The organism is Bradyrhizobium sp. HKCCYLRH3097 (assembly GCF_051167875.1).
Lineage (GTDB): Bacteria > Pseudomonadota > Alphaproteobacteria > Rhizobiales > Xanthobacteraceae > Bradyrhizobium.
In genome coordinates, this window is the sequence record NZ_JBNPTX010000013.1 from 40,379 (window position 1) to 59,466 (window position 19,088).

Here is a 19,088-nt window from a genome sequence, read left to right on the forward strand (position 1 = left end):
TTGATGGGTCTTAACAAACATCCTCGCCTATGGTGGAACCGTTGTCATCCCGCGATTTAAGGGGCTCGCGAAGCGCCTTGCTTGATCTTGCGCAAGGCAGTCGCCGCCCGCCGCGACAAACTGAAGTTCGCGCTGCGATGCGGGAGATCACCGATGACGGCACCCGGCTACATCCGCTGGTTCAAGGACCTTCGTATCGAGGACGTGCCCGGCGTCGGCGGCAAGACGGCCTCGCTCGGAGAGCTGTATTCGGCGCTGGCGTCGCAAGGCGTGCGCGTACCCAACGGCTTCGCACTGACGGCCGCCGCCTATCGCGACGCCTTGCGCGCGACCGGCGCCGACGACGCGCTGCGCAAGCTGCTCGCCGGCCTCGACAAGCGCCGCATCGCCGATCTCGCCAAACGCGCGGCGAAGGCGCGCGCGATCGTGTTCGCGGCGACCGACCGTGACGATCTACGCCACGAGGTCGCAGAGGCTTACAAGCAGCTGGAGCAGGAGTATGGCCGCGGCGTCGCGGTTGCCGTGCGCAGCTCGGCCACCGCCGAGGACCTGCCGAATGCGAGCTTCGCAGGCCAGCACGAGAGCTTTCTCAACATTCGCGGCGCCAAGGACCTGTTCGAGGCGTGCCGCCACTGCTTCGCCTCGCTCTATACGGACCGCGCGATCTCCTACCGCATCGACAACGGCTTCGACCACGACAAGGTCGCGCTGTCGGTGGCCGTGATGAAGATGGTGCGCTCGGACCGCGCCGCGAGCGGCGTGATGTTCTCGTTGGACACCGAGAGCGGCTTTCGCGACGTCGCCTTCATCACCGGGGTCTACGGCCTCGGCGAGACCATCGTGCAGGGCACGGTCGATCCGGACGAGTTCTACGTCCACAAGCCCACCTTCGCGGCCGGCTTCCGCAGCGTGCTGTCGCGCCGGCTCGGCGCCAAGGACAAGCGGATGGTCTATGCCAAAGCCAGCGCAAAGGCCGGCGCGCGCAGCCGTGGCCCCACGACGCGCACCGAGGCGACGCCGCCGGCTGACAGGGCGAAATTCTGCATCAGCGATGCCGACGTGCTGGAGCTCGCGCAGGCCACCATCGTCGTCGAGGAGCACTACTCGCAGAAGGCCGGCAGGCCGACGCCGATGGACATCGAATGGGCCAAGGACGGTCGCGACGGTGCGCTCTACATCATCCAGGCGCGGCCGGAGACGGTGGCCTCGCAGCGGCGGCCCGAGGCGATCGAGACCTACGTTCTGAAGAAGACCGGCAGAACGCTGGCAACCGGCCGCGCCGTGGGCGAAAAGATCGCCACCGGCAAGATCCGCTTGATCCGCAATCCCAAGGATCTGAACGCGTTCTGCCCCGGCGAGGTGCTGGTCGCCGCGTCGACCAGTCCGGACTGGGAGCCGGTGATGAAGACCGCGGCGGCGATCGTCACGGATCATGGCGGCCGCACCTGCCATGCCGCGATCGTCGCTCGCGAGCTCGGCGTGCCGGCCGTGGTCGGCACGGAGGATTTCAGCAAGCGCGCGAAGACCGGAACGACGGTCACTGTCTGCTGCGCGGAGGGCGACGCCGGCCATGTCTACGACGGCGCACTGCCGTTCGATGTCGAGCGCCTGGCGATCGACAGCCTGGAGAAGCCGCGCACCGAGATCATGGTCAATCTCGGCAATCCCGAACTGGCCTTCAAGACCGCGCTGCTGCCGAACGATGGCGTCGGCCTCGCCCGCATGGAGTTCATCATCAACCAGGCGATCGGCATCCACCCGATGGCGCTGGCGACGCCCGCAAAGGTGACCGCGGCAAAGGACCGCGCGACGATCAAGCGCCTGACCGCGCGCTACAAGAAGCCCGCCGACTTCTTCGTCGAGCGGCTGTCGGAAGGCGTCGGCACCATCGCCGCGGCATTCCACCCGCGGCCGGTGATCGTGCGCCTCTCGGACTTCAAGACCAACGAATATGCCAGCCTGATCGGCGGCTCCGATTTCGAGCCGAAGGAAGAGAACCCCATGCTCGGCTTCCGCGGCGCCTCGCGCTATGCGCATCCCGCCTACGCCGCCGGTTTCGCGCTGGAATGCGCGGCGATGAAGCGCGTGCGCGACACGATGGGGCTCTCCAATCTGAAGATCATGATCCCGTTCTGCCGCCGGGTCGAGGAGGCACGCAAGGTGATCGCGGCGATGGCCGGGCATGGCCTCGTCAGAGGCGAAAACGGGCTCGAAATCTACATGATGTGCGAGATCCCGAACAACGTGATCCTGATCGATGAGTTCGCCAAACATTTCGACGGCTTCTCGATCGGCTCCAACGATCTCACCCAGCTCACGCTCGGCGTCGACCGCGACTCCGACATCGTCGCGTTCGATTTCGACGAGCGCGATCCCGGCCTGCTGGCGATGCTGCGGATGGCGGTGGAGGGCGCGCACCGCAACCATCGCCATGTCGGCATCTGCGGCGAGGCGCCGGCCAACTATCCGGAAGTGGCGCGCTATCTGGCCGAACTCGGCATCGATTCGATCAGCGTCAATCCGGCGAGCGTCGTGCGCACCATGGAGATCGTCCGCACCGCTGAGCGGGAGCTCGCCTCGCGCACGCCGCAGGCACTGGCGAGCTGATCATGGCCGAAGCTCAAGAGCTGGCCTTGAAGAAGTCCAGCACGGTCGAAGCGCCGCCGGTGACGTCGCCGCCGCCATACAGGCTTGCCAGGAACGTGCCGCGATGGCTGGCGCCGGTGACCGCGATGCCTTGCGCAAAGCGGCCGTCGGCCGCCAGCGGCATCTTGACGAGGCTCGGCGGCAGCGCCTCGTCGAGAAGACCGTAATAGAACCGCATCGGGGCGTCATAGTCCCAATAGGTCGAGCTGTTGCCGGCCAGACGACGGAGGAAGCGGCTGTTGGTCTCGTGGGTGAAGCGCTCGAAGAAGCCGTCGACCAGCAGGTCCGAGGGCTGCGGCACCGACTTGCTGAACGCCTCGTCCATGCTGTAGTCGGCCCAGTATTTCTCGGCCAGCGCGAGGTGCTGCGGCTTGATCGCAGTCTTGAACAGGTCGCCGAGCCGGTAATACTGGCGATAGCTGCCCAGGAGGACGATGACGCAGGGCGTTATCCAGATCGGCTGCTTCGGATAGGTGCTGTCGGTCGACGCGCTGCCCGGTTGGGCCGACACCCAATAGCGCATCGAATCCGCAAGATTGTTGAACGGACTCTGCGTGGCGCTCGCCGCCACCGCGACGCGCCGCCGCTGCAGTTCCTGGCGCAGCCATTGCGTGTTCAAGGCACCCTGCGACCAGCCGTTCAGGAACAGCCCGGACTTTCGCAGGCGGAGATGATCGAGCGCGAGCAGACCCGCGCTCAGCACGTCCAGGCAGCACTGCACGGTCGCGTCCTTCACCGCATAGGCCTCGCCTCGCCCCTGGCGATACGGTCCCTTGCCGAGATAGTCGGCCGCGATCAACGCAAAGCCGTTGCCGACAAGGCGCTGGACGTTGAACAGCGTCTCGATCGAATCGACATTGTCGCGCGGCTCGTAGTTCGGATCGGCCAGCTTGACGAGATTGGACGGGACCTGGTCGAACGACAGGATGGTGCCGTGCTGCCACGACACGACCGGCAGTGCGCCCTTGTGATCGGCGGGCAGCGCGAGCAGGCCGCTGACCTTGACGCGCTCACCGGTGCCGGGAATGCGCGTGTAGGTCGTCAGCCGACGCAGTTCGACGTCGACCCGCGCCCCGTACTTGTCGGCCGAGAATGGCGGCAAGATATTGTGCTCATTGAAGACGGCGTGGAGCTTCGCTGCGAGCGCATCGAGCCGATCCTTGCTGACGCGCACCGGCTGGCCGAGGCTTGCGCCGTCACCTGGCTGCGCGACAGCCGGGCCGGCGGAGAACGACAATGCCGCAGCGCCGAAGCCAAGGCCGGCTGAGGCCAGCAGCCTTCGGCGGGATGGCCGGCCGGCCGAGGCTGCAGAGCTGAGCTCCGGCCCGGTCGGCTTGGACTTCGGCGGAGCCAACGCCTCTTCGGATCCCGTGACCAGGGTCTCCAGGCCGATCATTCGCCGCTTCATCACGTCCCTCCGAGCCGCCTACAGCCGAGGGTAGTTCACAAAGCCTAGCACTTGCTAAATGGTGCAGCAATTGGAGCCGGATGTTTCGACGGTCGCCTGCACCGTCGAGCCTCGAGTGGTCGCGTCGCGGCTCGCCTCCACACGTCAGATGCCGCCATGCGAATGATTTGCGATGGCGTTCTGGGGTACACACCAAGAAGAGATCGCGAGGAAGAGATGATGGCCTACCGCGCGGCCTCGAAACCTCCGAGCACTGCGGTCAGGTTCTGCCCAAGAATGTCCGAGAGATAGCCGCCCTCCTGCACGAACACCGTGGGAAGGCCGAGCCGCGCGATCGCGCCGCCGATGCGACGGAAACCCGGCGTCGTCACGGAGAGCCCCTTGAGCGGATCGTGCTCGGAGGCATCGAGACCGAGCGCCACCACGAGCGCGCCGGGCGCGAACGCATGAATCGTCTTGGCCGCGGTCTCGAACGCCTTGAGATAGGTGTCGTCGCCGCTCTTCAGCGGCAGCGGAATGTTGAGGTTGGCGCCAAGCCCCGCGCCTGCGCCGCGCTCATGCGCATAGCCCCAGACGAACGGGTAGTAATGCGTGGGGTCGGCGTGGATCGAGATGGTGAGCACGTCGGGCCGCTCGTAGAAGATGCCCTGCGTGCCGTTGCCGTGATGGACGTCGACGTCGAGGATGGCGACGCGCTCGTAGCGCTGACGCAGATGCGCGGCCGCGATGGCGGAGTTGTTCAAGAAGCAGAAGCCCGAGGCCATGTCTCGATAGGCATGGTGGCCCGGCGGCCGGCACAGCGCGTACACCGCATCCTCGCCATCGAGCAGCAGTTGCGCCGCGGTCGCAGCCACGTCGGTCGCGGCGCAGGCGCCTTCCCACGTCCCCGGCCCGATCGGCGCCGAGGTATCGGTCGTGTGCCAGCCCAGCCGCCCGACGATGTGCGTCGGATAGGTGGCGGCATTGCGAACGGGATGGATGTTCGGGATCATCTCCGCACCGGCATCGCCGAGCGCGGCCCAAGCGTCCCATGCCTCTTCCAGGAAACTGAGGTATTCCGGACTGTGCACGCGCGCGCGAGCTTCCTGGCCGAAATGAAGCGGCGCGACCACCTCGTGATGGCCGGCCTTCAATCCCGCAAGCAGACGATCCGCCCGCTCGGGCTGCTCGGTGGTGCGCTTGACGACGCCGCGCACCAGATAGAATTGCGGATCATGGCTGCGATGCAGCTCGGTGTAGACGGCCTTCACGCGCAGTGGCTCCTGTTCGCTTGTGCCGACGATTGTGCACGCAGTCGCAGCCGATACAAGCACAGATGGTTCGCACGTCCGTTGGTCCGTGCCCGCAGCTTCCAACCGGCGGAACGGAACGCTGCGCCTCGCATCTTGTCGGCAGCGGGTTCGCCGGGATCCAGGCGATCCGGCGCGAGGCGCGGTGGATGTGAGGAGAGATCCGCATGCTGGCGATTGCCGCGACGGCCGTCGGAATGCGCGACGAAATCTGCAAAACCTCGACGTGCAAGCCTGATCGGCTCATGCGTCGCACGCCGCGGCTGCTCAGGAAAGAGCGCCTTTGTCCGGCATGGAGACCCCGGGATTGATCCAAAATTTGGATCGATCGATACAGGCTTCGGTTTGGACCCCGGCCCTCCCTCTCCTCTAGGACAGTCATCGAGGAACGTGACAAGAGAGGTGGAGCGCATGAGCGCAATCGTAACCACGGCCGAATTGCGCCGATCGCGCGTGCGGCTATTCATCGTGACCATGCTGTTCCTGGTCACGACCGTGAACTACGCCGACCGGGCGACCTTGTCGATCGCAGGACCTTCGCTGTCCAAGGAGCTGCATCTCGATCCCGTCGCGATGGGCTATGTGTTCTCCGCCTTCGGCTGGTCCTATGTGCTCGCGCAGGTGCCGGGCGGCTGGCTGCTCGACCGCTTCGGTTCGCGCTGGGTCTATGCCTGCAGCATCGTGATCTGGTCGATCTTCACCATGATGCAGGGCTGGATCGGCTTCTTCTCCGGCGCCGCCGCGGTCACCGCGCTGTTCGCGCTGCGCTTCCTGGTCGGTCTCGCCGAAGCGCCGAGCTTCCCGGCCAATGCCCGCATCGTCGCCGCCTGGTTTCCGAGCAACGAGCGCGGCACGGCGTCGGCGTTCTTCAACTCGGGCCAGTATTTCGCGACCGTGATCTTCGCGCCGCTGATGGGCTGGATCGCGCATGAATTCGGCTGGCGCCACGTCTTCACCGTGATGGGCGCGCTCGGCATTCTCATGGGCCTGATGTGGATCAGGACCATGTACGGCCCGAAGGAGCACGCGAGCGTCAACCAGGCCGAGCTCGACTACATCAAGGACGGCGGCGCGCTGATCGACATGGAGGGCGCGCGCGACGGCAAGGCCGCGTCCGGTGGTCCGACCTGGTCGCATATCGGGCAGTTGCTGTCGAACCGCATGATGCTCGGCGTCTATATCGGCCAGTACTGCATCAACACGCTGACCTATTTCTTCCTGACCTGGTTCCCGGTCTATCTCGTCAAGGAGCGCGGCCTCTCGATCCTGCAGGCCGGCTTCGTCGCCACCCTGCCGGCGCTGTGCGGCTTCATCGGCGGCGTGCTCGGCGGTTTCATCTCCGACGCCATCCTGCGCAAGACGGGATCGCTGACGCTCGCCCGCAAGATCCCGATTGTGGGCGGCATGCTGCTGTCGATGGCGATCATCGGCTGCAACTATGTCGACGGCCAGGCGCTGGTGGTCGGCCTGATGGCGCTGGCGTTCTTCGGCAAGGGCATCGGCGCGCTCGGCTGGGCGGTCGTCTCCGACACCTCGCCGAAGGAAGCCGGCGGCGTCTCCGGCGGCCTGTTCAACACCTTCGGCAACCTCTCCAGCATCACGACGCCGATCGTGATCGGCTACATCCTGTCGGCCACCGGCTCCTTCAACGGCGCGCTGGTGTTCGTCGGCCTCAACGCCCTGGTCGCGGCGTGTGCCTACTTGCTGATCGTCGGCAAGATCCAGCGCGTCCAGCTCCGAACCTCCTGAGCACCACGCCGCGCTTCGCGTGGTCTCGACTCCAACGGCGGCCCCCCGGCCGCCGTTTTTTTTGTCGGTGCCTCGCCGTCCTTCCGGGGCGACGCGCGGCAGCCGTCAGAAGCAACCCGGACCCGTGGAAACGGACCCGGTCTCATTATCTCAATCCGCCGATCAGCGGACAGACATGTCGAGCCCAGCAAAAAGGGAACGCGGGGAACATTGGTAGCAGGGGTCCGCTACATCGCTAGACCCACTATTTCGGAAGCCCTGTTTCTTATCGGCGGGCAGCCCAAATGCCAATGAACAAGTCCAAATCCCGGGGCCCGCGACACCAATTCTTGCGATCGGTGGAACGGATTCCCGGGCTCGTCGGAGCGTCACGCTTGGTTAAGGCGAATGCATGAGGCCGCCGCCTCAATGCGTTCACATCGCCTTGGCGAGCGCGAACAACCGGAAATCCTCGAGCGCCGCGTGCCGATGCGGAGCGACTTCGCGCTGGTAGGTCTCGGTGTCGACGATCGAGCGGAAGGCGGCGAAATCACCGTATTCATTGATCGCCGCTTCGTCCCAGCGTTCGCCTTGCGGGTCGACCAGGCTCGCCAGGACCGGCCCGGAAAACATCCGCACCAGCGGCTTACCGGCTGCGAGACGCCGGAAGGCCGGTCTATAGCGTTCGTTAAAGGCTTCGCGGCCCGAACAGGGCGCGGCGTCGAAGCCGTCCTCATAACGCGCATAAGCGCGGTAGCGCAACAGATTGAGCATGTAGACCGGCTGGCCGGGGGGAATCGCGCGCTCGGCGACGTCGAGGGCTTGCAGCGTGATTTCGATGGGGTTCATGGGACTTCTCGCGGTTTCTAGCGGCGCAGCATGCGCGCTGACGCTCCCCATTTGGTCCATCGGAACGGCCTCTTGTAGCGACCCCGTCGCCATGACTATGTGGACTGGATGTCCACAACGGCCTTGCCTCCCGACCTCTCGCGCCTCCTCGCCTTCGTCCGCGTCGTCGAGGCGGGCTCCTTCGCCGAAGCCGCGCGGCGGGCGGGGACGACCACCTCGGCGATGTCCAAGGCGGTCGCCCGCCTCGAACAGGCTCGCGGAATACGGCTTTTGCATCGCACGACCCACTCGCTGGCGCTGACCGAAGAGGGCGAGCGGCTGATGGCAGCGGGACGCGCGCTGGCCGAAAGTCTCGATCGCGTCCAATCCGCGCTCAGCGAAGCCGCGCGTAACGATGGCGGACGGGTGCGAGTGACCGCCCCCGCCTCGTTCGCGCGTGCCTGCATCCTGCCGCGACTGCCTGCGTTCCTGCGGGAGCGGCCCGAAATCGAGATCGAGATCAAATTCCGCAACGAGATTCTTGATCTCGCGGCGGAAGGCGTCGACATCGCCATCCGCTCAGGACCCCTCGATCGCGCGCCCGGTCATCTGGCGCGGCGGCTTTGCACGTTCTCCTGGATCGCTTGCGCCTCGCCCGCCTATCTGAACGCGCGCGGTGCGCCGGCGACTCCATACGAGCTTTCCGAACATGGCCACGTCGGCTTCCGCAATCCCGCGAGCGGGCAGATCCTGACCTGGCGCTTCACCGACCCACGCGGCAAAAAACTCGTTCGCGTCGCGCCCAAGCCCAAGCACATTTGCGACGACGCGCACGCTTCGGTCGCTTTGATCGCGAATGGGTTCGGCATTGGCTGGGGCCCGGCATGGCTCGTCCACGACGACTTGCGCACAGGTCGGCTCGTCGAAGTGCTTGAGCCGTGGCGCGCGCCGGCGGAGCCCCTATGGATGCTGCGCACCTCGAACCGCCGGCCACCGCTGCGCACGCAGCGCGTCATGGCGTTCCTCGCTACGCTTCCCGCCGCGTTCAGCGACAAATCGGGATGAGGCGTCGGCCGTCAGCTGGGCTCTGCGGTCGGCGCGTCGGACACCAGCCGGCTTGGGAGGGGAAATCGGGGACAGACCACGATTTCCCCGGCTTCCTGGGCTTCCGCCTGGACGCGGTCAGCGATCTGCAGCACGCCAGCAAGAACGGGCTGCGCGCCGTCTCTCAACGTCGTCCATCCGTGGTCAGTCAATTTGAGATGGGTCGACATGCACACTGAGCACATCCGAGTTCACCTCGACAGAAGGACACGGCAGTACCTACCCCGAGACGTAGGAGGCACCGGGGGCGCCGTGCAAGAAGCCGTTGGCGAATGGCACGTCCGGATAGATCTCGCGCAAGCGGTCCCTGGCGGCCTCAGCCTCCATGCGGCCCGCCAGGACCGCCCGGAATTGCTCGGACACCGCGACCATGTCGCAGGCCTGAGGTGACAGCCGCAGCGATCTCACGCCGCTCTGCGTCAGACGATCGAGATCGCCGAGCAGATTGCAGCAACCATGCGACAACGTCTGCACGCCATTCATGGTGAGGAACGCTTCATTGTCCAGCGTCGTCACGACGAGGCCGTCCGGATCCTGCTCGCACACGAAGCGGCAATTGTCCTTGGCGAGCTTGTGCAGGCGGGCGTGATAGCAGCGCGCGGAGATCGCGAGCGGCACACGGCCGAAGGCGAACACTTCGATCGCCACCTGCGGCACGGCGCCGGCGATCGCGGCAACCGAGGACAGCGGCAGCTCCGGCGGGAGGCAGATCCGGGAAGCGCCCTGGGCGGCATGAAACGCGGCGCTGGCCTCGTTGTAGATGTTGACGAATGGCCCGATGGCATGCGGCCGACCGGCGATCGATTTGAGGCAGGTGAGGTCGTTGACCTCCACCAGACCGTGGCCATACTCGGCGAGGCTTGCCGTCTGCCGGCGCTCGCGTCGCAACGACACCAGGACCAGCGAACCCAGCAGCACCTGCTTGCCGGCAGCCATAAGCCGCTCGATGACTTCAGGCAAATGGGGTTCGAAGAACGGCGCGCGCTTCGAGCAGACGACCTCGCCGACCACGACGCGGTCGAGCGGGGCCTCGTCGGCCATGCGAAAGTAAAAATCACGCCAGCGCTCGGGCTGCCAATTGTAGAGCACGGGCCCCAGAGTGAGCTGCATTCGGCCTGCGCCTTGTTCCGCCATTGTCATGTGGTCCTAGCGCCAGGTCTTGCGGTAGGCGCCCTGCGTGGTGGCCTGCCCTTCAGTGAACGCCGTGAGGTCGGACGCGTCGGCGGACCGGCCGGCATCGAGCGCTGCCAGCACGCTGCGGAAATGCCGCACGACCCCGTCGACATAGGCGCGGCCGCGCTGGCGGCCCTCGATCTTGAGCGCGGTGACGCCGGCTTCGCGCAAGCCTGCGAGCAGGGTCGTGGCATCGAGGCTGACCGGATCCTCAAAGATGTAGCCAGAGCCCTGTGCGGTCGAGAAACGCCCCTTGCACAGCGTTGGATAGCCGGCAGGTTCGTTGCGTCCGAATCGGTTGATTGTGAAAGCACCAAGCCGCGAGGTCGTGCCCAGTATCGTCTCCTGATAGACGACATGACTGGCCGGCGAGCATACCCCCTGCATGTTCGGCGACTTGCCGGTGGCGTAGGAGGACAGCGAGCAGCGCCCCTCGGCCATAACGCATAGTCCGCCAAACACGAACACTTCGGTCTCGCATGCCGTCTCACGGGTGATCTCGGCGATCTCGGGTACGCTCAGCACGCGCGGCAGCACCACGCGGCGGGCGCCGAAATTCTCGACATAGAACGCGATCGCGTCGACATTCGCCGCCGCCGCCTGCACCGAGACATGCAGTCGCTGTTCGGGATGGCGCCGCGCGGCATAGTGCATCAGCCCGACATCGGCAAGGATCAGCGCGTCGGCCCCGGCCTCGACGGCATCGTCGACCGCGCGACGCCACAGCTCGACGGCGCCGGCGCGCGGGAAGGTGTTGATCGCAACCAGCACCTTGGCGCCGCGCCGATGCGCGAACGTTACTCCTTCGCGCATCTGCTCGCGGCTGAAATTCAGCCCGGGAAAGTTGCGGGCATTGGTCTCGTCGGCGAAGCCGCAATAGACGGCATCGGCACCGGCTTCGACCGCGCTCTTCAGCGCCGCCGGCGTCCCTGCCGGACAGATCAGCTCCATCGTCGCATCCCGCTTTCGTTCGTCGTTGATCTCAGCAGCGAGTCACGCGCGGCCGCCAGCAGGCGTTGCGCGGGCACGCCGAACGGCCCCGAAAGCGCCGCGATCTCGCCGACCAGATCCAGACCGGCATCATCGATCGCGTTGCGCAGCGCCAGCACCGCCTCGATATCGCCTTCGATCACGAGCTGACGCGAAAACATCAGCGCATCGCCATCGAGCCGGCCCTCGACCAGCGCCAGCAGGCTCACGATCGACGCAGAGATGGAGGCATCGAGGCCGGTGGGCAGCTCGCGCACCGCCGCGAGTTGCGGCTGCTGTGGACCCGCCTGAATCACGAATGCGAACGGCAGATCGGTCGGCTTGATGCCAAAGCGCTTTCCGCGATGCGACCCGAGCCGGTCGAGCAGATGCGGATGCCGGCGCAAGAGCCCACGCAGGAAAGCGCCGAGCGCGATCTGCAGGGGCAGCAACGGCAACGGACGCAGCACCTGCCTGAGCAGTGGCGGCAACAGGGGCAGTGAGGTCGAAGACGCGTCCTGAAGAGAGCTCATGGCACAAGCTCTGGCCGGATCGGCGGCGGAAGTATTTGACCCGGAACAAAGATCACACTGATTGTTCCAGCTACGAGGCGTTTTTTGAACGGAGCCTATCGTTGCGACGTGATGTCCCTCGCTTCCGCGAGCTGTCGGATTTCCTGCGCTTTCTCGACGAGCGGGGACAGCTGCGACGCATTCGCGACAACGTCTCGGTCGTCCACGAGATCACCGAGATCCATCGCCGCGTCATCTCCGCCGAAGGGCCCGTGCTGCTGTTCGAACGGCCGATCAAGGCATGCGGATCGCTCTCGGCAATGCCGCTCGTCACCAATCTTTTCGGCACCGTGGAGCGGGTGGCCTGGGGCATGGGCGTGCAGCCGGAACGATTGGCGGAGCTCGGCGAGATGATGGCGGAGTTGCGCACCCCGCAGCCGCCGCGCGACATCAGGGAAGCGCTGCAGAAGCTGCCGCTGGCACGCGCAGCACTGTCGACCCGGCCGAGGCTGCGATCAGCCGCGCCGGTGCATGAACGTGTCACGATGGGCGATGACATCGACCTGACCACCTTGCCGGCCCAGATCTGCTGGCCGGGCGAGCCGGCGCCGCTGTTGACGTGGCCGCTCGTCATCACCGTGCCGCCGGACGCGTCCGCCGGCGAGCAGGAAAATGTCGGCGTCTACCGCATGCAGGTGCTCGGCCGCGATCGCGCCATCATGCGCTGGCTCGCCCATCGCGGCGGCGCCCGCCACCACCAGCAGTGGCAGGCGCAGGGGCGCGACATGCCGATTGCGATCGTGATCGGGGCCGATCCCGCCACCATCCTCAGCGCCGTGTTGCCATTGCCCGAAACTATCTCCGAGCTGCGCTTCGCTGGCATCCTGCGCGGCGACCGTCCCGAGCTGGTCGAATGCCTGACCGTGCCCCTGACGGTGCCGGCGGCCGCCGAGATCGTGATCGAGGGCATCGTGTCGGCCACGGAGACCGCGCCGGAGGGGCCCTACGGCGATCACACCGGCTACTACAACGCCGTCGAGAGCTTTCCGGTGCTTCAGGTCACCGCGATCGCCACGCGTCGAAGTCCGCTCTATCTGTCGACGTTCACGGGACGCGCGCCGGACGAGCCGTCTCGAATTGGCGAGGCGCTGAACACGCTGTTCGTCCCCTTGATCCGACGACAATTCCCGGAGGTCGTCGACTGCTATCTGCCGCCGGAGGCCTGCTCCTACAGGATCGCCGTGGTGGCGATCAAGAAGCGCTATCCGGGCCAGGCCCGCCGCATCATGCTCGGCCTTTGGTCGATGCTGCCGCAGTTCAGCTACACCAAGCTCCTCATCGTGGTCGACCAAGACATCGACGTCCGCGACTGGCGCGCGGTGATGTGGGCCGTCGCGACGCGCAGCGACTCCTCGCGCGACCTCGTCCCGCTTGCCGACACGCCGATCGACTATCTCGACTTCGCCTCGCCAAAATCCGGCCTCGGCGGGAAGCTCGGCATCGACGCCACAACCAAGCTCGGGGTCGAGACCGAACGCGCCTGGGGCGAGGTGCTGGCGATGGACCCTGCTGTAGCCGCGCGCATCGACGCGATGTGGCCGAGCCTCGGCCTCGGCGACGCCATGGCCGACCGAACGGCCTCGACATGAATGGGCGGCATCACGTCATCGTCGGCATCAGCGGCGCCTCGGGCGCCGCGATCGGTGCGCGCATCGTCGAACGGCTCGCGGAGCAGCCGCAATGCGCGGTCCATCTCGTGGTGTCCGACGCTGCCGTGCGCACCTTGCACGAGGAGGTCGGCCAGGGCGGCCTCGCGCGGCTGCGCGATCTGGCGGCGCATGCTCATGATGTCGCCGACATCGGTGCGAGCATCGCCAGCGGCTCGTTTTCTGCAGCCGGCATGATCGTGGCGCCCTGCTCGATCCGCACCCTCTCGGCGATCGCCTGGGGCCAACTCGACAACCTGCTGGTCCGCGCCGCCGACGTTCAACTCAAGGAGCGCCGCCGGCTGATATTGTTGGTGCGGGAGAGCCCGCTGCATCTCGGTCATCTCCGAGCGATGACGCAGGCCACCGAGATCGGCGCGATCATCGCGCCGCCAATGCCGGCGTTCTACCTGAAGCCCCAGTCGCTCGATGACGTCATCGAGCAGATCGCCTGTCGCGCGATCAACCTGCTCGGCGTCCCCGGGCTCCACGCCAACGCGCGTGAGTGGCTTCCGGACCGGACGACCGAAGCAGGCAACCTTGTTGAGATAGGGAAGCAAGACAGGCGATAGGATTTGAAGACAGAACACGACAGATGCACTCGGGCGATGGGCCGAAGGCGTCCACGACGGTTGACGTGTTCTTCGACGAGCGGGCGTAACGACGCCGCCTCTCCGGCCGAGCCGCTGCCAGCTTTTCGCTTTCGTTCAGTCAATTGACGTTGTCGAAACCCAGCGCAGCACGAACGGCCGGATCAATTCTGGATGGGGTCCACGGCGGATCGAATGTCATCGTCACGTCCACGGCTTCGACGCCCGCAATCTCCGCGATGCTGCTTGCGACCCCTTCCTTGAGAAAAACTGTTGCGGGGCACCCGGGCGTTGTGGCCGTCATCGTGACATGCACGACGCCATCCGTCGCCGTGATCTCATAGATGAAGCCGAGATCGACCACGTTTTCCCCCAGTTCCGGATCGATGACCACGCGCATTGCGTCGCGGATGCGGTCGATGACATCGCGGCTCATAGCGGAGCCCTCACCGACAGTTCGTAGGTCGATCCATCCGCCGTAAACCCGCCGAGCCAGCGAAAGCCGCGCTTCTCAAGTTCAGGGAACAGGAAGACCGGCTCGCGGCCCAGAAGTGCCGACAAGGTCTCTCCAGGGCCCAGCTCCTCCGCAGCCGCGAGGATGCGCACCATCGGCTCGGGTGGGTCGAGCTCTCGGTTGTCGAGCGTGACTACGGGATCTGGCCATTGCTCGAAGGCGAGGCCGGCACCAGCGTCTTCCTGACCGGCGTCCTCGGCAGCCAGCGGCGAAAACAGCACTTCCCAATCGCCATCGTCGAGCGGTCGATCGGTGTGGGCGAAGCCCTTTCTTGCCATGACGGAGAGCAGCGGAACCGGCCTGAAGCTCGCGATCAGCCGCACACCCTGGCCTGGCGCCAGCCGGTCGACCGCGTCCATGATGATGGAGAACGGTTCGCCTCCGGCCCTGAGAATCGGTCGGACGTCGACGTCAATGTACGCGGTCATGGCTCTCCTCCTAGTTTCTGGCGAACAACAGGCTTGGCGCGATGGCTCCGGCCGGAAGCCTACGGGAGCCCGCAACGTCGGAAAGACGTCGGACTCGCACAAGCTCGTGTATGATTCCAATACTGCCCACGGCCATGACCGCCGCGGCGCCGCGAAACGCCTGGCCCTCGCCCATCATCAACATGATGGTCGCCGCCCAGACGCCTAGAAAATAGATGATGAACCACTTCTCGGACCGACGTTCCACCGCCAGGTCCTGAACCCGTGGCGTCTGGGCGCGCCCCATCACGGGACCGTAGGTTTCGAGCCAGGTCAGAAAGGCGACAATCTTGTAGAGCTTCGCGAATATGAGACCAGACAGCCAGCCGAACACGGCCAAGAACGCGAACGCGCCGACATGAACGCCGACCTTTCCGCTGACGATGATGACGGCGCCGAGCGTCACCGTCGCCGCCAGGTTGGCGAAAGACACGGTTGCCATCCGCATGTTCAACTCGAGCTGGCGCCGTTTGCGGGAGCGATAGATCGTCGCGATGTCCCGTCCATAGAGCGCAAGCGAGATCACCCCAAGAACGGCGGCGAGGATGAGCACGGCTCCGAGCCCGGCCTCGAGGCCGATCGCGAACAATCCGCCCACGACTGCGACCGATAGCGCGAGCGCACCAAATTTCAGCGCGGATGTGCTCTGTCGCTCGCCGAGGTCCGCCGAGAGCATGAACATGGCCAGCAGGCGATAGCTCACCCCCATGGCGGTCAGGGTCAGCCAGCCTCCCAGCCCGGCAATCGCATGGATCGGAATCGCCGCGGCCAGGAGCGCGTCGCCGAAGGCGCCCGCCGATCCGGCGAGAGCAAACGCGAACGCGACGCCGAGCGCGACAGTTGCGCATAACGCGCCAAGTCCGGCGATGACAAAGAGAGCAGATCCCTTCGGCTGGCTGAAGAGAGTCAGGCCCAGATCGAGCGCGACCATCGCCAGACCCGCGCCGAGCACCACGCTGCCGGCCGGCAGAAGCCAAACGGCTGGAGCAATTCGTCCGGCCAGTGAGAGGAAGCCCAATATCAAGCAGACCAGACCGACGTTGATGAGGAACAAGGCCGGCAAGGCCCATTTGTCGAAGGGGAGCGGCCTTGCGACGAGAACGGGAACGAACTGGAACAAGGCGCCGCATACCGAGAGACTGAGCCAACCGATACAGACCGCATGCACAACGACAAGCGTATCGGGAGCGCCGAGCTCTGCGGCGGGGTAACCGAGTCCGCCGACCAGCATTGCCAAGGCAACGAGCAGCCACCCCAGCGCTGCCGCGAAATAGCTCATCGTCCAGCGCGAGATCTTCGCCCCAATCATGAGCGGCTCCAGTTGTTGATCGCGGACGCAGCACTCGCCACGACGATGCGCCATTCGGCAGTTGCCGTGGCGCCCGGAGGAACGCAGCCAAGGGGGCGCGAACAATGAGCTTGCGCCATACAATCCCCGGCGATCGGAAAGATGCTAAACTGGCGCGACCGGCCATTCTTTGTCGGAGCGCAACATTCCGTGTCATCAGCGTCGTGATGACCACTCCAGATCGACCGGCGGGTTTCCTGTCTCGTCGAGGAACATCCATGTCAGCCGGCAGACATCTTCGACGGTCTGGCTTGGCAGTTCTGTGTCCCCGACCCCTCGATTGCTCGCAATCGCAATCAGCGCAGCTGGCTGGCTGAGTCTATGGTTCGATCCTGCCGAACACTTTCCAGCCACCGCTCCACGTCTCCGCGGGCTTCGAGCTCAACCCCCATATCTCCGGCGAAACCTCTCCAGGCATCGATATTGCTGCGCGGCACGCCGACAATCGTCGGTATCGCAAGGTCCAACGCGCGGGCGATCAGATCAAGCGTTCCGCCTCCCCCGCACTCTGCCTTACCAAATTTGTTCAACACCAGGATGTTTGGACGCGTATCCAAGCTGGCGAGGACCCGAACTGTCACCTCTGCAAGCGCCGATTCATCCAGCCGGCAACCTCTCGCTCCCGATCCACGATCCTCGAAGATCGGGGTTTGATTTGCCGTGTCGATCTCCTCGAGCAGGACGTCGCACCTGCGATTTTCGTCGAGGAACAGCCTTCGCTGCAGTGCGCCGGCGACCTTCAATCGCGCTCGACGCGAGTGATCCACGAGGTGATCGAACGTCTCGTAGGGATATTTCCCGTCGTCGTATACGAGCGCCACGAGCGGCGCGGCCGCAACGCCGACTTTCTCTACCATCACATCGTGCATGCGAATCCCAACATCAATTTGACGCTTCGACATTTTTGACCCGCCCCTCCAGCACGGATAGCCTGCGGTGGATCCGTTCTAGGAGAGCTCGATTTCATCCCTCTGCAGCGACCACTTGATCATGGACGTCAGACAGACGATCGCGGGGTCGGCGGCGCGGTCGATAGCGCTCATCAACCCGAGCCAATCCTCATTCTCTGCGAGATTTGCAAAGCGCCGGACAGCAGCCGACGCATACTCACCGACATCCTCGCCGAGGCGATCCGCGACAGAGCTGATGCGCACCAGGAGCGTGAGGTCGCCGCACCCCTGCAACACCGCACTCGACTTCGCGTCGTCACTGAGATCGTGAATGAGATCCCCGAGCAGCATGATCGCCCCCCTACTGCGGCAGTACCGATTGCGGCGCCGGCAACGTCACGCCAACGATCTCCGCGCGGTCTGCCAGATTGGCTACATATTGCGCGAGCGCCTGATGCCGCACACGCTCGGTGAGATATTGCGAAATGCGCGCCCTTGCCATGTCGAACGGCAGGACTTGTCCGAGGGCCCGTCGGTCGAGGCGCACGACATGGATACCAAAGCGTGTCTCAATCAGACCGACCTCTCCAACCGACATCCGGGCCAGCGCGGCGTCGAACTCTGCGGTCGTCTGCCCACGCGACAGCTGCCCGAGCCTGCCACCATTCTCCGCCGAGACCCTGCAATCGGAGCGATCGCGCGCGATGGTCTCGAACAGTTCCGGGCTTCTCTGCACGGCCTCCACGATCGTCCGCCCCTCGTCTCGCGCAGCCGACCGAGCCAGCGAATCGCTGCTCGGCGCGATCAGCAGGATGTGAGACGCTTCGTAGAGTTCTCCGACCAGGAACCGCTGCCTGTTCTGATCGTAGAAGCGACGGCACGTCGATTCGTCCGGCTCGTGTATCAGAACCTCACGCGCGATCAGCGCCCGCATCGCCGCCTCTTCCTCGGTTTCGCTTCGACCTTCGGCATCGCGCAGAGGAGCGGCCGTTATGCCGAGCCGCATGACCTCCTGTCTCAGCAATTCGCGCACCGCAAGCGCGCGCGCCGCCGCTTGCCAGGCGAGGATCGGCTTGTCCGACGGATGGTTCTGAACTTCCCGGGCAATGACGTCGCGTTCGATCACGACCCCGTTCACACTGACCGGCTTCGGCTTTGGAAGCGCCGCGCCCAATGAACAGTCCATCGGCTACTCCGCGGGCTGAATTGGTTGCACAAGATGACGGCGCCCGTCGCGGCTGCGCACCACCTGATAGCCGCGGCGGCCGAGATACCACACCGGCGCACTCCAGATGTGGACAAGGCGGGTGAAGGGGAAGAGCAGGAAGATAGTCATTCCCAGGACCAGATGCGCCTTGAAGATCGGATGGACGTCGACAATGTTGGCGGCGATTCCGGGCTGCAACGTGAGAATGCCCTGCGCCCAGGCCATGAACTTGACCATTTCATGACCATCGAGATGACCGAGCGACACGGGGATGGTCGCCAAGCCAAGCAGCAGCTGGACGAACAGCACCAGAAGGATACCCGTGTCAGCAAAAGACGACGTCGCGCGAATCCTGGGATCGAAAAGCCTGCGATGCGCGAGGAGTGAAATGCCGACCAGGCACATCAGTCCGGCGCCGCCACCGGCGACGATCGCGAGCATCTGCTTGAAGCCGTGGGACACGCCGAGCATGTCAAACACCCAGATCGGCGTCAGCAGCCCGACGAAATGACCCGCAAAAATGAAGAGGATCCCAACATGGAAAAGGTTCGAGCCCCAGATCAATTGGCGCCGCCGAAGCAGCTGACTCGAGCCTGAGCGCCACGTGTATTGCTCACGGTCAAATCGAATCAGACTGCCGACCAGAAAGACTGTCAGGCAGAGATAGGGATACCAGCCGAAGACGATGGCATTGAGTGTTTGCATGGCC

18 protein-coding genes are annotated in these 19,088 nt (G+C 65.2%); 5 read left to right on the forward strand and 13 right to left on the reverse strand.

Annotated features, from left to right (window positions below; translation table 11 throughout):
• Positions 1-153 precede the first annotated feature (153 nt).
• On the forward strand, positions 154-2,607 hold the full coding sequence (ppsA, locus tag ACQR0U_RS26470) for a phosphoenolpyruvate synthase (protein WP_434842775.1): 2,454 nt from the start codon (positions 154-156) through the stop codon (positions 2,605-2,607).
• A 13-nt stretch (positions 2,608-2,620) separates the two neighbouring features.
• On the opposite strand, the gene ACQR0U_RS26475 is transcribed toward ppsA, so the two are convergent.
• Positions 2,621-4,054 (reverse strand): lysophospholipase, encoded by a 1,434-nt coding sequence (locus ACQR0U_RS26475; protein ID WP_316201234.1) that lies wholly within the window; start codon positions 4,052-4,054, stop codon positions 2,621-2,623.
• Between the two features lie 224 nt (positions 4,055-4,278).
• Entirely contained in the window at positions 4,279-5,304 is a 1,026-nt protein-coding gene (locus tag ACQR0U_RS26480) for a histone deacetylase family protein (RefSeq protein WP_315714255.1), read from the reverse strand.
• Positions 5,305-5,754: 450 nt separating this feature from the next.
• Here ACQR0U_RS26480 and ACQR0U_RS26485 point away from each other — a divergent pair, with 450 nt between their 5' ends.
• Positions 5,755-7,092, forward strand: a complete 1,338-nt coding sequence (locus ACQR0U_RS26485; protein WP_434842774.1) for an MFS transporter — start codon at positions 5,755-5,757, stop codon at positions 7,090-7,092.
• Between the two features lie 414 nt (positions 7,093-7,506).
• Here the strand turns inward: ACQR0U_RS26485 and ACQR0U_RS26490 are convergent, their stop codons facing one another.
• Positions 7,507-7,920, reverse strand: a complete 414-nt coding sequence (locus ACQR0U_RS26490) for a hypothetical protein (protein WP_434842773.1) — start codon at positions 7,918-7,920, stop codon at positions 7,507-7,509.
• 108 nt (positions 7,921-8,028) lie between these two features.
• On the opposite strand from ACQR0U_RS26490, the gene ACQR0U_RS26495 reads away from it, so the two are divergent.
• Positions 8,029-8,964, forward strand: coding sequence for a LysR family transcriptional regulator (locus tag ACQR0U_RS26495; protein WP_315714252.1), 936 nt, complete (start codon positions 8,029-8,031; stop codon positions 8,962-8,964).
• Between the two features lie 258 nt (positions 8,965-9,222).
• Here ACQR0U_RS26495 and ubiV read toward each other — a convergent pair whose 3' ends face one another.
• Genes ubiV through ubiT form a run of 3 tightly spaced genes read right to left on the reverse strand, consistent with a single transcriptional unit; the run spans position 9,223 to position 11,678 of the window.
• Positions 9,223-10,113, reverse strand: coding sequence for a ubiquinone anaerobic biosynthesis protein UbiV (gene ubiV, locus ACQR0U_RS26500; RefSeq protein ID WP_434842772.1), 891 nt, complete (start codon positions 10,111-10,113; stop codon positions 9,223-9,225).
• A 36-nt stretch (positions 10,114-10,149) separates the two neighbouring features.
• Positions 10,150-11,127 carry a ubiquinone anaerobic biosynthesis protein UbiU gene (gene ubiU / locus ACQR0U_RS26505; RefSeq protein WP_315750151.1) on the reverse strand — a complete coding sequence of 326 codons (978 nt, stop codon included), beginning with the start codon at positions 11,125-11,127 and terminating at the stop codon, positions 10,150-10,152.
• Positions 11,118-11,678, reverse strand: a complete 561-nt coding sequence (gene ubiT, locus ACQR0U_RS26510; protein ID WP_315750150.1) for a ubiquinone anaerobic biosynthesis accessory factor UbiT — start codon at positions 11,676-11,678, stop codon at positions 11,118-11,120. Before ubiT ends, ubiU begins: the two co-directional genes overlap by 10 nt.
• Positions 11,679-11,779: 101 nt before the next feature.
• Here ubiT and ACQR0U_RS26515 point away from each other — a divergent pair, with 101 nt between their 5' ends.
• Together ACQR0U_RS26515 and ACQR0U_RS26520 are read left to right on the forward strand one after the other, a co-directional pair.
• A complete protein-coding gene (locus tag ACQR0U_RS26515; RefSeq protein ID WP_434842771.1) occupies positions 11,780-13,306 on the forward strand; it encodes a UbiD family decarboxylase in 1,527 nt (508 codons plus the stop codon).
• On the forward strand, positions 13,303-13,935 hold the full coding sequence (locus tag ACQR0U_RS26520; protein WP_315714245.1) for a UbiX family flavin prenyltransferase: 633 nt from the start codon (positions 13,303-13,305) through the stop codon (positions 13,933-13,935). Before ACQR0U_RS26515 ends, ACQR0U_RS26520 begins: the two co-directional genes overlap by 4 nt.
• A 139-nt stretch (positions 13,936-14,074) precedes the next feature.
• Here ACQR0U_RS26520 and ACQR0U_RS26525 read toward each other — a convergent pair whose 3' ends face one another.
• The 7 genes from ACQR0U_RS26525 to narI form a co-directional block, all read right to left on the reverse strand.
• Entirely contained in the window at positions 14,075-14,389 is a 315-nt protein-coding gene (locus tag ACQR0U_RS26525; protein ID WP_315714244.1) for a metal-sulfur cluster assembly factor, read from the reverse strand.
• On the reverse strand, positions 14,386-14,895 hold the full coding sequence (locus ACQR0U_RS26530; protein WP_315827704.1) for a DUF2249 domain-containing protein: 510 nt from the start codon (positions 14,893-14,895) through the stop codon (positions 14,386-14,388). The genes ACQR0U_RS26525 and ACQR0U_RS26530 overlap by 4 nt, the downstream gene beginning before the upstream one ends.
• A 10-nt stretch (positions 14,896-14,905) precedes the next feature.
• Positions 14,906-16,243, reverse strand: coding sequence for a hypothetical protein (locus ACQR0U_RS26535; protein WP_434842770.1), 1,338 nt, complete (start codon positions 16,241-16,243; stop codon positions 14,906-14,908).
• Between the two features lie 335 nt (positions 16,244-16,578).
• A complete protein-coding gene (locus tag ACQR0U_RS26540; protein ID WP_434842769.1) occupies positions 16,579-17,184 on the reverse strand; it encodes a DUF2478 domain-containing protein in 606 nt (201 codons plus the stop codon).
• A 45-nt stretch (positions 17,185-17,229) separates the two neighbouring features.
• Positions 17,230-17,523 carry a hypothetical protein gene (locus ACQR0U_RS26545; RefSeq protein WP_315750143.1) on the reverse strand — a complete coding sequence of 98 codons (294 nt, stop codon included), beginning with the start codon at positions 17,521-17,523 and terminating at the stop codon, positions 17,230-17,232.
• 10 nt (positions 17,524-17,533) lie between these two features.
• Positions 17,534-18,358: a peptidylprolyl isomerase gene (locus ACQR0U_RS26550; protein ID WP_315827701.1), complete on the reverse strand. Its 825-nt coding sequence runs from the start codon at positions 18,356-18,358 to the stop codon at positions 17,534-17,536.
• Between the two features lie 3 nt (positions 18,359-18,361).
• Complete coding sequence (narI, locus tag ACQR0U_RS26555; RefSeq protein ID WP_315714236.1) at positions 18,362-19,084, reverse strand: respiratory nitrate reductase subunit gamma; 723 nt, start codon at positions 19,082-19,084, stop codon at positions 18,362-18,364.
• Positions 19,085-19,088: the final 4 nt, after the last annotated feature.